Origin of the sequence: Pectobacterium versatile (assembly GCF_020166435.1) — a bacterium.
Classification (GTDB): Bacteria; Pseudomonadota; Gammaproteobacteria; order Enterobacterales; family Enterobacteriaceae; genus Pectobacterium; species Pectobacterium versatile.
The window spans coordinates 184,091-197,293 of sequence record NZ_JAINZP010000001.1; the positions used below are offsets into that span (position 1 = coordinate 184,091).

At 47.9% G+C, this 13,203-nt stretch carries 16 protein-coding genes; 9 read left to right on the forward strand and 7 right to left on the reverse strand.

Translation table 11 applies throughout. The features are described 5' to 3' along the window. The first annotated feature begins 90 nt into the window (after positions 1–90). A complete protein-coding gene (locus K7X24_RS00775) occupies positions 91–1,347 on the forward strand; it encodes a multidrug effflux MFS transporter (protein WP_224552301.1) in 1,257 nt (418 codons plus the stop codon). 114 nt (positions 1,348–1,461) lie between these two features. On the opposite strand, the gene K7X24_RS00780 is transcribed toward K7X24_RS00775, so the two are convergent. Continuing rightward, positions 1,462–1,620 (reverse strand): glutathione S-transferase N-terminal domain-containing protein, encoded by a 159-nt coding sequence (locus K7X24_RS00780; RefSeq protein WP_224552819.1) that lies wholly within the window; start codon positions 1,618–1,620, stop codon positions 1,462–1,464. A gap of 14 nt (positions 1,621–1,634) precedes the next feature. Next, a complete protein-coding gene (locus K7X24_RS00785) occupies positions 1,635–2,393 on the reverse strand; it encodes an SDR family NAD(P)-dependent oxidoreductase (protein WP_224552303.1) in 759 nt (252 codons plus the stop codon). 160 nt (positions 2,394–2,553) lie between these two features. Between K7X24_RS00785 and K7X24_RS00790 the strand changes: the two genes are divergently transcribed. Then, entirely contained in the window at positions 2,554–3,453 is a 900-nt protein-coding gene (locus tag K7X24_RS00790; RefSeq protein ID WP_224552305.1) for an AraC family transcriptional regulator, read from the forward strand. Positions 3,454–3,886: 433 nt separating this feature from the next. Here K7X24_RS00790 and K7X24_RS00795 read toward each other — a convergent pair whose 3' ends face one another. Further along, the gene (locus K7X24_RS00795) at positions 3,887–4,141 is read right to left on the reverse strand and encodes a biofilm/acid-resistance regulator YmgB/AriR (RefSeq protein ID WP_224552308.1); all 255 of its coding nucleotides are present in this window, start codon (positions 4,139–4,141) and stop codon (positions 3,887–3,889) included. 484 nt (positions 4,142–4,625) lie between these two features. Here K7X24_RS00795 and K7X24_RS00800 point away from each other — a divergent pair, with 484 nt between their 5' ends. The 4 genes from K7X24_RS00800 (at position 4,626) to K7X24_RS00815 (ending at position 6,715) form a co-directional block, all read left to right on the forward strand. Further along, a complete protein-coding gene (locus K7X24_RS00800; protein ID WP_224552310.1) occupies positions 4,626–5,048 on the forward strand; it encodes an NUDIX hydrolase in 423 nt (140 codons plus the stop codon). An 89-nt stretch (positions 5,049–5,137) separates the two neighbouring features. Then, positions 5,138–5,662: an isochorismatase family protein gene (locus tag K7X24_RS00805; protein WP_044205235.1), complete on the forward strand. Its 525-nt coding sequence runs from the start codon at positions 5,138–5,140 to the stop codon at positions 5,660–5,662. 4 nt (positions 5,663–5,666) lie between these two features. Then, positions 5,667–6,122 (forward strand): GNAT family N-acetyltransferase, encoded by a 456-nt coding sequence (locus tag K7X24_RS00810; RefSeq protein ID WP_039533622.1) that lies wholly within the window; start codon positions 5,667–5,669, stop codon positions 6,120–6,122. A 164-nt stretch (positions 6,123–6,286) separates the two neighbouring features. Beyond that, positions 6,287–6,715: a universal stress protein gene (locus tag K7X24_RS00815; protein ID WP_010297151.1), complete on the forward strand. Its 429-nt coding sequence runs from the start codon at positions 6,287–6,289 to the stop codon at positions 6,713–6,715. A 54-nt stretch (positions 6,716–6,769) separates the two neighbouring features. Here K7X24_RS00815 and K7X24_RS00820 read toward each other — a convergent pair whose 3' ends face one another. Both K7X24_RS00820 and K7X24_RS00825 read right to left on the reverse strand, forming a co-directional pair. After that, a complete protein-coding gene (locus K7X24_RS00820; protein WP_010297154.1) occupies positions 6,770–7,276 on the reverse strand; it encodes a DUF523 domain-containing protein in 507 nt (168 codons plus the stop codon). A gap of 83 nt (positions 7,277–7,359) precedes the next feature. Then, positions 7,360–7,545, reverse strand: coding sequence for a GhoT/OrtT family toxin (locus K7X24_RS00825; protein ID WP_174865338.1), 186 nt, complete (start codon positions 7,543–7,545; stop codon positions 7,360–7,362). Positions 7,546–7,700: 155 nt separating this feature from the next. Between K7X24_RS00825 and K7X24_RS00830 the strand changes: the two genes are divergently transcribed. From K7X24_RS00830 to K7X24_RS00840, 3 genes are all read left to right on the forward strand, one after another. Further along, positions 7,701–8,000 carry a hypothetical protein gene (locus K7X24_RS00830; RefSeq protein ID WP_224552312.1) on the forward strand — a complete coding sequence of 100 codons (300 nt, stop codon included), beginning with the start codon at positions 7,701–7,703 and terminating at the stop codon, positions 7,998–8,000. A 158-nt stretch (positions 8,001–8,158) separates the two neighbouring features. Continuing rightward, positions 8,159–8,440, forward strand: coding sequence for a hypothetical protein (locus K7X24_RS00835; RefSeq protein WP_039544910.1), 282 nt, complete (start codon positions 8,159–8,161; stop codon positions 8,438–8,440). Positions 8,441–9,285: 845 nt separating this feature from the next. Then, positions 9,286–10,950 carry a methyl-accepting chemotaxis protein gene (locus K7X24_RS00840; protein ID WP_224552314.1) on the forward strand — a complete coding sequence of 555 codons (1,665 nt, stop codon included), beginning with the start codon at positions 9,286–9,288 and terminating at the stop codon, positions 10,948–10,950. A 110-nt stretch (positions 10,951–11,060) separates the two neighbouring features. Here the strand turns inward: K7X24_RS00840 and K7X24_RS00845 are convergent, their stop codons facing one another. Both K7X24_RS00845 and K7X24_RS00850 read right to left on the reverse strand, forming a co-directional pair. Next, the gene (locus K7X24_RS00845) at positions 11,061–12,584 is read right to left on the reverse strand and encodes a PepSY-associated TM helix domain-containing protein (protein WP_224552317.1); all 1,524 of its coding nucleotides are present in this window, start codon (positions 12,582–12,584) and stop codon (positions 11,061–11,063) included. Positions 12,585–12,686: 102 nt separating this feature from the next. After that, a complete protein-coding gene (locus tag K7X24_RS00850; RefSeq protein WP_224552318.1) occupies positions 12,687–13,148 on the reverse strand; it encodes a DUF2946 domain-containing protein in 462 nt (153 codons plus the stop codon). Positions 13,149–13,203: the final 55 nt, after the last annotated feature.

Here is a 13,203-nt window from a genome sequence, read left to right on the forward strand (position 1 = left end):
AACAGTCGTAGCCTCTTGCAGCAGGTGTGCTTTCGCTATGCCAGATAAGAGAAGCATTTTTCCATCAGTATTTTTCGATGAGATTTTTCCATGAATACGCGAAGCCTCTCTGAGGAGGTCAAGGCGGGTGACCAATCCGGTGAGAATCCGCGATTAACCGGAAAAATCATCGCGTTACTGGCAGGACTGTCGGCCATCAGCATACTGTCCACTAACATTATTCTTCCCGCATTTCCAGATATCGGGGATCAGTTGGGGGTATCTTCTCGCGAGCTAGGTCTTACCCTCTCCAGTTTTTTTATTACCTTCGCGCTGGCTCAATTGGTGGTCGGCCCGTTGGCTGATCGTTATGGGCGTAAGAAACTTGTGTTAGGGGGACTCTCAATATTCATTGTGGGTACAGTAGTCGGCGGACTTGCCGACTCACTCGAAACGCTTATTGCCGGACGTGTCATCCAGGCGCTAGGTGTGTGCGCCTCTGCGGTTTTAGCCCGTGCCATTGCGCGTGATTTGTTTGAGGGAGAAACATTGGCGCGTGCACTATCACTGACCATGATTGCGACAGCCGCTGCCCCCGGTTTTTCTCCATTATTGGGCAGCGTACTGGCAACTACGCTGGGTTGGCGAGCGATCTTCATTACGGTGGGCTTGTCTGCCTTCGCTGTCGCCGTATTCTATGTCAATACATTGGGAGAAACGCATCCTGCTGAACGGCGTGCTCCACATTCAATTCCAAGCGTGATAGTTGCATATGGCAAGCTGGTCGTGGATGGGCGATTTATCCTTCCGGCACTGTCGATGAGTTTGTTGATGAGTGGTTTGTTTGCGTCATTCGGCGCTGCACCTGCCATCCTGATGAGTGGGATAGGCTTGTCATCATTACAAGCTGGGCTGTACTTTGCCTCCACCGTATTCGTGGTCTTTGCCGCAGGGATGGCGGCACCTCGACTGGCACACCGCTATGGCGCGCAAGCCATTACCTCTGGAGGCATCCTCACGGCTTTACTCGGCGGTTGCCTGCTGTTGGTTGGGCCGGAAGATCCCAGTCTGGGTTGGTATACCTTGTCCATGATTATGTTCCTCTGGGGCATGGGGCTGGCCAATCCATTGGGAACAGCGATGACTATGGGCCCCTTTGGAAAACAGGCCGGACTCGCATCCGCTTTGCTTGGTTTTCTTACGATGGGGGCGGCAGCAATCACAACTTGGCTCGGCTCTGTGCTGACGTTCCCCGCAGTCACATCGCTAGGGGGCATGCAAACAACGGCCTGTCTGATAGCACTGTTGCTGTTTTTATTACGAGGCAAACGAGCCGCGTCGTCCCCTACAAAAATCGCAAGTTCCTGAAGGCACGCTATCGGTACAAAATCGGGGAATGCAGCAATATCACTACTATTTCCTTTAGTATAAAAGAGTCCGACCGTAAGATATTTTTGCGTTTCTAAGTGGTCTTCAGTGCTATCAGGCCGTTCCATCATTGAGCAATGGCACTTTGCCCGTCGGCGAAAGTGCCACAAACTCATCTGGCTTATCTGGTTCGTCAGCGAGATCGACGTCGATACTCTTAAAGGGGACATTCTTTTCCAGTAGCACAATCGCCGCTCGCTGAGCGAATGGAATTAATGCGACCGTGTTTACAACAGTTGGCCACCTGAAATGTCAAAAGTCGTCCCGTTAGCCCATGCCATGTCATCGGACAGGATAGCGGCTACTGCTCCACCTACATCGTCCGGTAGACCCACACGGCCTAGTGCGATTCCCTGAGCAACCCAGGCGTTCACATCCTCATTATCTCTTACTGCGCCCCCGCCAAAATCGGTTGCGATGGCGCCAGGGGCGATCGCATTCACCCGAATTTGGCGCGAGCCAAGCTCTACCGCCAGGTAACGAGTCAGAACCTCTACTGCTGCCTTCACCGCTGCATAAATGCTGTATCCCGGCAAAGTAAAGCGCACGAAACCGGACGAAACGTTCAGGATACGACCGCCGTCTTCCACAAGTGGTAACAGCTTCTGAGTCAGAAAAATCGGCCCCTGAAGGTGCGTGTTGACCAGTGAGGTAAACTGTTCCTCGGTCGCATCAACAAAGTTTGAAAAGAGTCCATTACCTGCATTGTTGACGAGGAAGTTGAAGCGTTCGCGGCCGAAGTCGGCCATCAGTGTTTCAGCCACGACATTTAAAAAAGCCGGATAGCTGGCGGTATCGGTGATGTCGAGTGGCAGCATCGCGGCTTTGCCACCCAGAGCTTCAATCTCTTTTTTCAGCGTATCTGCTTCTACCGCGCCGCTACGATAGGTACCGATGATGTGTACGCCACGTTTGGCGAGGTGAAGAGCCATGTTGCGGCCAAGGCCACGGCTGGCGCCAGTGATGAGTACGATGTTGTTGGTCATGGGCTGTCTCGCTTAGGTTATTAGGCGCACCTTTGGGTGCCTTCTTGACCTGCTCATGATAGGCAATGACGGGTTTGTCACCTACGCCTGATAGGCTCAATTCATTGCCTGATTGTATCAATCGTTTGGTGTGATGAAGGCGCGTGGGTATAATCGATTTATGAAGAACGATCTTACCCCACATCTTGCTATAGCCCTGCGCCATGCGCCAGTGGGGTTGACTGTCACACGGATTCCGCGTGTAGACCTTTGCGTCGGACAAGGCTCTACAGACAAGGCTCCATGCTTATATCGTTCGATGATTTGCTTCATCCTGCAAGGCTCTAAGCGCGTTGTGATCCATGACAATCTTCTGAGCTACGATAGTGAACACTATCTTATCAGCGCCCTTGACCTACCTTTGATCGGACAAATTTTTGACGATGGATGGGGGCAGCCTTACGTTGCGGTCTCGCTTGTGCTGGATCCGGCCATACTGGCGGAGTTAGCGGTGACTATGCCGCCAGTTCGCGAGCGCGAACAAAAAGGGATGGGTATCACAATAAATCCGATGACCGCTTCGCTCTGCGACACGTTACTCCGTTTATTATCATTGCTCGACACTCCTGATGATATCCCGATTCTTGGCCCCATGATCGAACGAGAATTGCTTTATCGCCTCTTGCAAGGGCCTCAGGGGCAACTTCTTCGTCAGATTGCCCAGCCTGATGGTGCACTGAGTCGCATCCGGCAAGCCGTTGCCTGGATCAGGGATCACTATAATATCCGACTTCGGATCGAGACGTTGTGTGAGGTAAGCGGTATGAGCCGGGCAAGCCTGCATCGCCATTTTCTTTCGATGACGGGTCTCAGCCCTGTCCAGTATCAGAAACAGCTTAGATTGCAGGAAGCTCGCCAGCTTTTGCTTGCTGGCGAGCATCGGGCGTCTGACGTGGCGTTTGTCGTCGGCTATGAAAGCGCTTCACAGTTTAGTCGTGAATATCTGCGGCAATTTGGCGTATCGCCCATACGCGATGTGCGCCAGATAAGGCAGGCTATCTGTGCTTCACCAAGGATGTAAACGAAAGACTGGTTTAATCATTGTCGGTTGGTTCAACGCCAATCATCCTGCGGCTGTCTTATGATGGTTAAAACAACGTCATGGTTATAGGTCCAAAGCCGCCGCGTTGCGAAATTTTGTACTTCGGCAGTAAGACTTGATGGTTTCTTGTAGGTAATACTATGGCGCTGCAGCCACTTTTTTGTGCCGAGAATGCTGAAGCGGATAGCTCAGCGCTGTTCGACATAAGTCACAATATCGCAGGTATGACGAAACAGATACAGAGATAAGTGATTGATTACGGTTTCTGTTTGATGTGCACAGAGCATGTTGTCAGATCCACCGTTTTCAGGTTTGAGTTTGCGGATGCTGACGTAATCGTTGATATAATCATAAAACATCACGGCAATATGAAAATCTTACCGAGGTGATGGTTGAATGTATTTACGGCGCATTAAATCAGGAAGTCATCCTGAGTTTTATAAACCACTAAATCCAGCAAGGTGCGATACTTTTCCTGAAAATCGACATTGGCCTCTGTTTCAATTTTGTGAATTAATTTAGCAATGATGGCCTTATTACTGATGGAGTGTCCGGATTGAATAATTTCTTCCACAATGTTACCGAGTATTTCCGTATCACTGACCTGAGAATCGAGGCCGAGATCACTAAGTGTTGGGAACTCTTTTGGGGATACCTCTAGATGCATCACTTCTCCTCCCTTTCGTGTTTTTGACATGGGTTATGTATATACTGCCAAACAGTATTAATACATTATCCACTAAATATGAAGAAACGGTGATTTAATTTTAGCGCATCATACGCATAAAACCAGTCGATAAGATAAATAAACACACCGTTATTCAGCTGTCCGTCAGAATCTGAAAAGGATGATGACGCTCAATGGTCAGGAAAATAAATATGAATTCGTCGTTTTCCATTCATAATATGTCGGAAATAACTATACGAGATAGCATAACTTCAATAAGTTAAACATGATGAGGCGAAAGGAAGCAGGGAAAAAATCAACTGAACGTAAAGGCTATTAATGCTTTTGGTTAAGCCCTATAAGATTTTGATCTGCACAAGAAGATGGCATTTTATGTGACATGTGTCGTTTTATCAAAAAATGCTCGATTATCAAAAATTTCCGTTTATCAAAAAGAACCTCGTAGTTTACCTGGAGCGTTGGTATGCAAAAGATCAGAGTAAAAGCAGTTTGTCTTTTCCGAAACAATGACAAGATTCTGTTAGCAGAAGGGCATGACCCGATAAAAGATGAGCACTATGTGTTACCGCTCGGGGGCGGCATTGATTTTGGCGAACTGTCGCAGGCCGCGGCGGAGAGGGAAGTTCAGGAGGAAATCAGTGCAGCGACCAAGGACTTTTCGCTGTTGGGCGTTTCAGAGAATATTTTCTCCTACAATGGCAAGCCGGGTCATGAGATTGTCTTTGTTTATGAGGCTCGCTTTCAGGATGAGTCCCTTTATCAACAAGAGCTCATTCATGGTATAGAGACAAACGGTATTCCGATCGTGACTCGCTGGTTTGATATTGATTTGCTGCGCTCAGGGGAAATCAAGTTTTATCCTCATGGTATAGTGGACATGATCTAGTCGGAACTGACGGGTAGGGATGGTGACATGCCGTTGCCTCCGTGATGATAATGCGTGCCGATGTTAAGCGTCGAAATAAGGAAAAAAAGATGCAGGTTTTGATAGTGATTGATATGCAAAATGCGGTGTTTGCAACGCCAAGAGCGCGACAAGCGCAGACGGTCGCATTGATAAACCAGCTTTCAGATGCAGCAGATCGGACGATTTTTATTCAGCATGAAGAAGACGGCATGCTGTCTGGCAGCGAGGGATGGCAGCTATTACCTGAACTGCATCAGCCAGAGGGGAGTCTGTTTATCACCAAAACGGCGTGCGATGCATTTTACCGCACGTCGTTAGCCGGTGTGCTAGCTGAGTTAGGCGTTAACCATCTTACGATTTGCGGGTGTGCGACGGATTATTGCGTTGATGCAACCATTAAAAATGCAGCCAGCCGAGGCTACGCGCTGACGATTGCAGCTGATGCCCACACGACGGCGAATCGCGGCGAACTGAAAGCCGAACAGCTAGTCACGCATTACAACGACGTGTGGCGGAATTTTATTATTCCGGGCAACACGATTACGGTAGAAACCACGGAGCACATTGTTGCTTCATGGAAGATGAGTCGTTAGTGCCATGCTGAAGATTATTTCTATCAGAAATCGCCCCGAATACAAAGAGCAGGCGATCCACTATTTCCAACGCCACTGGGCATCAGATGAGACGTTGATGCTTTACGAAGACTGTATCAGCCACTGCATTGATGCGGAAAACCCATTGCCAGATTGGTATCTGCTGGAGAAAGATGGGCAAATTATTGGCGGTGCAGGGTTAATTACCAATGATTTCATCAGCCGCATGGATCTTTATCCCTGGCTGTGCGCGCTTTACGTTGAAGAAAACCATCGTGGCAAGGGTTATGCGGGGCAGTTGATTGAGCATCTCACTCAGGAAACCCGATGTGCTGGTTTTTCTGCGCTGCATTTATGCACCGAGCTGCTCGGCTTTTATGAACAATATGGATTTCACTTTACCGGAATGGGCTATCACCCTTGGGGTGAATCGTCACGTATCTATTCACGATCGCTTTAACGATAAATGGCGGTGAGCTAACGGCTCGCTTTATGCGCGTATCAGGTTAAAAGTTGCAGGCAACATGCGTAAAAGTGAACGGGATCATATTCTGCTGACGAGGAGCAGACTACGCTTCTTACAGGCTGACAGATAATCAGTTATCCACGATGGGAGAGGTGATTATGTACACGAGCATCCTGGTACCAGTAGATATAGAAGAAGATGAACTCACCACGCACGCGCTTACGCATGCCGTCAGGTTGGCTAAAATGTCGGGTGCCGCAATCCACCTCTTTCATTCCCTCCCGGATGCGTCAGCATTTTTATCTGCTTATTCTTTTGGCATAAAAGAGTTTGAGAATGAGGCGGTGGTGAAAGCGAATGACAAGCTGAAATCACTGATGAAAACGATCGATCTTCCTGCATCGCGTTTGTCATGCAGCGTCAGTTTCGGGTCGGCCAGAGACGAAGTGCTAGCGCTGGCGGAGGAGATTAATGCAGATTTAATTGTCATCGGTTCACGGCGGCCGAACGTGAAAACCTATCTGCTTGGCTCAAATGCTGCCGCCATTGTTCGCCATGCGAAAATGTCAGTGCTAGTTGTCCGTTAGTTTTTGCATAACGCTGCTGTCGCGTTTGGATTTGGTGATGGGACAGCAGCGACACTATGCATCAGCATGGCTATCGCAATATTCAACCCGTTCGATCAACTGCTCGATCTCGCGATCGGAAAACACGTCGATACCGTGGTGGCGCAGCAATTCTGCGGTGACGCCGCTGCCTGCCGTTTGTGAGCCATCAAATCGTCCGCTGTATATGATGCGACTGCCGCAGGATGGGCTTCCTTCTGTAAGGAGAGCGAAGCGGCAGTTATGCTGTTGTGCCATTTGCAGTGTTAGCCAGGCTCCCAGGATATAACGCTCGGTTACATCGCCACCGGTTGCTTCGACAACTTTGGCACCAGCCTTGATGACCGAATTGCCACCCGAGGCCGGAATAATCTCTGCTGAAGGTCTGGGCGTTGAGAAACCCGCAGCGAGCTCCGGGCAAAACGTAATCAGCCTTTCCTGCTGTCGCCACTGGGCAAGGTACTCGCCGACAGATTTCTTTTCAGTCCCGTTATAGCGAACAGGGAAGCCGGACAGGCAGGCGCTGATCAGAATGTTATGCATTGTGGAATATTCCCTCTAAGAGGCGAGCATAGGCGTTGCGGCATTGAGTCATCATGCACGTTGTATGGAAAATAAATATTGCTTCAAAAAATGGAGAACAGCAGGACAACAGGAAAGCTCAATGGCCAGGTTAGACCTACCATCAACGAGGCAAAGAATCGTATGAACAGGGATTTGTCTTTACTTAACAAGAACGTCACGATCAGGGAAATGACAAAGCCGATCATGTAAGTAAGTTTGATGAGTTCCCAGAGGGAGTGATGTGGCACGTTTGTTTCCTTTTATCCTCGAAGCGCCTGCATTTTATGTTGTTAATATTTTATGATCAATTTTTTAACCCATAATGGGTAGTCGTGAGGCATCGCTCTGCGGTGTGTATTTTGTACTACAGTTACTATCCTCTGGTTAAAATGAGACCTTCGGTATGAAAACAACGCTGGTGGTTGCGATGGTATATGCCGCGGCCCTACTTTCTGTTTCTACACCTAGTATGGCGAAAAATTCTCGGATTTCTGATGAACAGATCAAAGAAAAGATTATTCAGGAATCGATTTCTTCTTATTCTGGTAATTGCCCTTGTCCTTATAATTCAGCGCGTAATGGTAGCAAGTGCGGTAAGCGTAGCGCATGGAGTCGGGCAGGAGGCGATTCGCCAATTTGTTACAAAGACGACGTGACCAGAAAAATGATTGATGACTGGAGAATGAAAAATGGAAATACATAGCATTCGACAGGAAAATAAAAATAGCGAAATAATAATCTCTTTGCTAAGAAATTAATTAAATTATTTATGTGACAGAAATATTAAATTTTTATTTCAGTATGGACATTGTAGGCTGGCTGTCATAGCTTACTATTTTACCCCATGAGAAAGGTAATAAAATGAGTGAGATATCTAGTCTGTCCCTGAAGATTTCCCCAGAGCTGAAAGAAAAAATCAAAGCCGCTGCCTTGGAAAACGAGGTATCCCTCAGTGCAGAAGTTAGCGCCCGGTTGCTGAGAAGCTTTGATGAAAGCCACCAGGCCTCTGAGCTATCTTCTGAAGCGGTGGATAGTCAGGGTACGGAGGAAGTGGGTGCAGAAGCGCCATTGACGCAGAAAGAACTCAAGAAACTCCGGGAATTACTGAAAGGTAAATCTAAAGCGACTTCCAAGAAAAAGTAATGCTGGAATGTGATTCTGATCTCTGATTGATTTAAAGAATAGAGAACAAAATTAAATCATCCAGACACCTTGATAAAAAGGTGTCTGGGTGAGTCTTTTTTACTCCCCCTGATGTTCGTATAGCACGTTGATTTCGCTGAAAAGCACGTTACCCCACGCTATTTTTCTCATTTTTCATATATCGCCATTCTCTGCATGCGGCTGAATATAAATTCAAACAGTATTTATTTAAATGTATAACAAATTGTTATTATTTATTTTTGAGTTTATTGTTACATCCTAAATACAATATTCATTTTTCTAAAACCCATGTATCTTATAAATAGATAGGTTTTAAAAAAATGATCGATTTAATAGATATTAATGTCATAAGTTAGAAAATATAAAGATTATCTACAAAAGGCCGATACCCCCTTCGGCGTAAGGAAGAGGTGTTCTGGTTTTTATTCACCCTTGTCGCTGCTATTTAACCACTAATTTCAGTGACGGTAATGTTCTTGGGCTTTAGGGAGCATGGGAATGTAAGAAGCCAGTTGTGGTACGAGAACGTGCGGTTAAAGATGAGGTGTAAAGGATGACGTTTTTTCCACCACCAGTATGTGCAGATGTCTTGCACCCAGCGCCGTATCTGGCTAGACCCGTTCGACCGCGCCGTGATGGATGTGGTTTGATGGACCATGCCTATCAACATATTGTTTATGTTTCTCACCAGGGCATATAAATAATCTGTTCAGAGATGTGTATTTTTTGTTATGAAAAAGAGTATTGAAGTCATCTGTATTTATTGAATCAATATTAATTTTATATTTTTATACAGATAGAGAAAATTAATTAAGGAGATGTTAATGAGTTTATCCAACTGGCGTATAGGATATCGATTAGGGGCGGGGTTTTCTTTTCTGGTATTAATGCTTTTGATAATTGGCAGTGTTGCTATTTCAAAACTAAGTGATTTCCACGAAAAAATGGATGAGATTGTTTCACAAAACTATCCACTCACCGTCAAAAGTAACAAGCTCATTGATGAGCTGAACGGTTACCTCAATAATCAGCAGCTGTTGTTATTACTCAAATCAGAAAGTGAAATCAATAAACAGTTGGCGCTGAACAAAGAGCGTTCAGGGAAAATATCTGAACTCATGGAGTATCTGAACCAGTCTGTCAATGACGATAAATCCGTTGCGGTACTGCGTGATATTGGCGACATCCGACGTGATTTCCTTGGATCAGCGAATAAACTGTCTTCGCTGATCTCAGCAGGGAACACCGACGCCGCTGCCGAAGAATATTTCAACGTAACGCGTGTTACTCAAGCAAAATATACCAGTAAAGTCAGCGAATTCATCGATATACAGGATGACAAAATGTCATTCTCAGCGCAAGAAGTGGGTGAAAGCTACAAAAATGCGCTGATGGTCCTTGCCACGATTATTATAATCAGTGCGCTGGCTGGATTAATTATTGCGTCATTGACTACCCGTAGCGTAACCCAACCGCTACAAGAAGCACTGGGTATTGCCGAAAATGTCGCAAAAGGCGATCTGACCTCTGAAATTTATACTGACCGTAAAGATGAAACCGGTCAGTTGTTATTCGCCTTGAACAATATGAACAATAGCCTAAGGCAAATTGTCAGCCAGGTGCGGGACGGTGCAGAAACCATTTCCAGCGCGGCATCGCAAATTGCGGCGGGGAATCAGGATTTATCGGCCAGAACGGAAGAACAGGCCAGTTCGCTGGAAGAGACGGCGTCATCAATGGAACAATTGACGTCAACGATAAGAAATACCGCAGACAATACGACGCAGGCGACAGACCTTGCGGCCAGCGCTTCTGAAACGGTGAAAAAAAGCGGTGCCATGATGGAAACGGTAACGCAGGAAATGCGCGGTATCCGCGATTCATCACAGCGTATGGCGGAAATTATTGGCGTGATTGATGGCATTGCATTCCAAACTAATATTCTGGCGCTGAATGCAGCTGTTGAAGCGGCACGAGCGGGTGAACAGGGTAGAGGGTTTGCCGTTGTCGCCAGCGAGGTCCGAGCGTTGGCTCAGCGCAGCGCTACGGCGGCAAAAGAAATCAAAGAGCTTATCGATGATTCGTTCAAGAAGGTACAGGACGGTATGGGACTGGTAGAAGAAACTGGTGTCACGATGAACTCACTGGTGACGAACGTCCAGGGCGTAACGGGAATCATCAGCGAAATTGCACAGGCCAGCCGTGAGCAAAGCGATGGAATCAATCAGATCAACCTGGCCGTTGGACAGATTGATACCACAACCCAGCAAAATGCGGCGTTGGTTGAAGAATCCGCTGCTGCGGCACTCTCTTTGCAAGATCAGGCGAATAGCCTCGCGCGCACGGTTAGTGTATTCAATCTGGGGGCATCGTATAAAAGTGCGGCGTTAAATAGAAAAACAGAAACGCCTGCGTTGGCTGCCCCTAAAAATGGCCGTACAGAAAAAACGGCAGCCAAAGGTGAGTTAGCGGACTGGACCACGTTCTAACGTCTTGTCGTTAAACGGTATTACTGATTGACCGCCATTATGTTGCACAAATTGTGTAGCACAATGGCGGTTTTTTTATTGCCGTGTCGAGCGGAATGGCAGTGAAGAAATCAGCTTTTAGCGATAGTTTGCTTAGGATGATTCATATACCACCGAACAACATCAATCAGCAGGAAGATGAGCAGACTGATCCCCATGACGGGCAAGCTCACTGCCAGTAGTAGCGTAATAAGCGCAATCAACACACGCTGAAAGACAGGAACCATTAACCATGCTGCCGTCAGCGTGTTGATCGGATTAGCGTCATGGCGAGATTTTGGACGACGTATCCACCATATCCGATAACCCCATACAATCATCGTACAGAGTCCAAGACCAAACGCCGCGAGGATGAGTTGGTTTGGTAAACCGAATAACACGCCCATGTGTGCATCCACTCCCCAGCGGGTGAGTTTGGCGGCAAGCGGGAAGGTGTTGAAATCGGTTTTGTCTACAATCTCCAGCGTATCAGGGTTAACCGACACGGCATCAACCTGCGTTGGCCAGGAACGATCGATCTCAGTGACGGTCCAGGCACGGTGCGGCTTGGTGGCAGGGCGGATTTCGATTTTATTGGCATCAATCCCAGCATTGCGCGCGGCAGCCAGCACCTCATCAAATAACACAGGTGAATGAGCTTCGACCCCCTCCATTGGCATCGACGCATGGTGCTCCGCGTGCTCATCCGTAGTCATCGCCATATCGTGACTGTGCATCATGTCGTGATGAGACATCTGTGTGGGCAACTGTGTGTTCACCGATGGGGTCTGCCATCCTAGCGCAGTACGCGCGACAGAAATGTTGCTTCCCGCCCATTGCGACCAGGTTAACCCCGTGACAGAGAAAAAGAGCAACCCAAGCACAAGAGTCAGCCCCATCGTGGCGTGCCAGTGGCGTAAACGCTGCGTCTTTGCTGTTGTTGTCTGGCTATTTTTTAATTTCCGTCGTTTGGTCGCTGACGACAGATGTCGGGTTGACCACCAAATAACAATGCCGCCTAGTGCTGCGACCCATAGCCAGGATGCTGCCAGCTCGCTGTAATTACGCCCGACATCGCCTAACAGCAGCCCGCGGTGCAGGTAATCAAGCCAGGTACGGAAGGGCAGAATGCCGCTAGTGCCATAAACAATCTCACTGCCGCGATTTTCCAGCGAAATGGGATCGATAAAAACAGCACGGCTTTCTGATGGCCCCAACTCCGGCAAGGCAAACATGACACGGGTGGTTTCTCCCGCGGCAGGTGCAGGGCGTATCGCAAGTAATTTTGCATCCTGACGATGAGCGAGCCCCGCCTGCGCAGCATGAATTTGCTTAGCCAGAGAGTGCGGTGTGCCCTGACTTTCGGTGAGAAGTTGGTGTGAATACAGCCGGTTTTCAATCTGTGGCGTCAGGACATACAGCGTCCCTGTCAGGGCAGCGACAAAAATAAAAGGACCGACAAAAATACCGATATAAAAATGAAGCCGGATGAACAGGGCAACGATTGCGGCACGCGGCGATACCTTATCCATCGTGTGTTTATCCGACGAAGTTTCTGCAACTGGGCGCGTGCCTGAGGCGGCAGCAGTAGCTGATGCCTGATTAGGGTGTGACATAAAACCCTCTGAAATCACTTAGCAAAAAAATGATCAAACGCCACACCTGAAAAGGTATAGCGTGATGCGTTATAAATGCACATGAGCATGATGCTGCGTGATTCAGAAAGGCGGGGCGCGGACTACAGGAGAAGCATAACGTTCAGGAAGGACAATGCGGGAAATAAAATGAATAACCAGCGTTTCCGATAAGGACGCCGTCAGTATGGGATTGGGAGAGCCTGTTGCGAACAACGCTGGCGTATACGCAAAGAGTACGCAGTAACCGCAAGCTGCATGATCCATCATCATGGACGGCGAAAAATGGTGTGATTGCGTCGCGTGATGCCCAGACACCGTGTGTCCGGTATGATTATGCTGCGGTTTGGCTATATTGTTGCTGCGGTTGGTGTGCGCTGTTGTATCATGCGCGCTGGTACTATGTGTGTTTGTACCGTCGTCATTAAGCCCATGCTCGTGAAGCACCCGTATTTGTGAAACCACTGGGGCAATGAAGATGGTCAAAATAGCGAAGATGCCGACCCAGGCTGGGAAACTTCGCCGTCGTAATGCGGACAAAAGCATAGCAGTCTTAATTTACAATACCGAGTTCAGTCGGGGGAGTGTACTTTACTTGTCC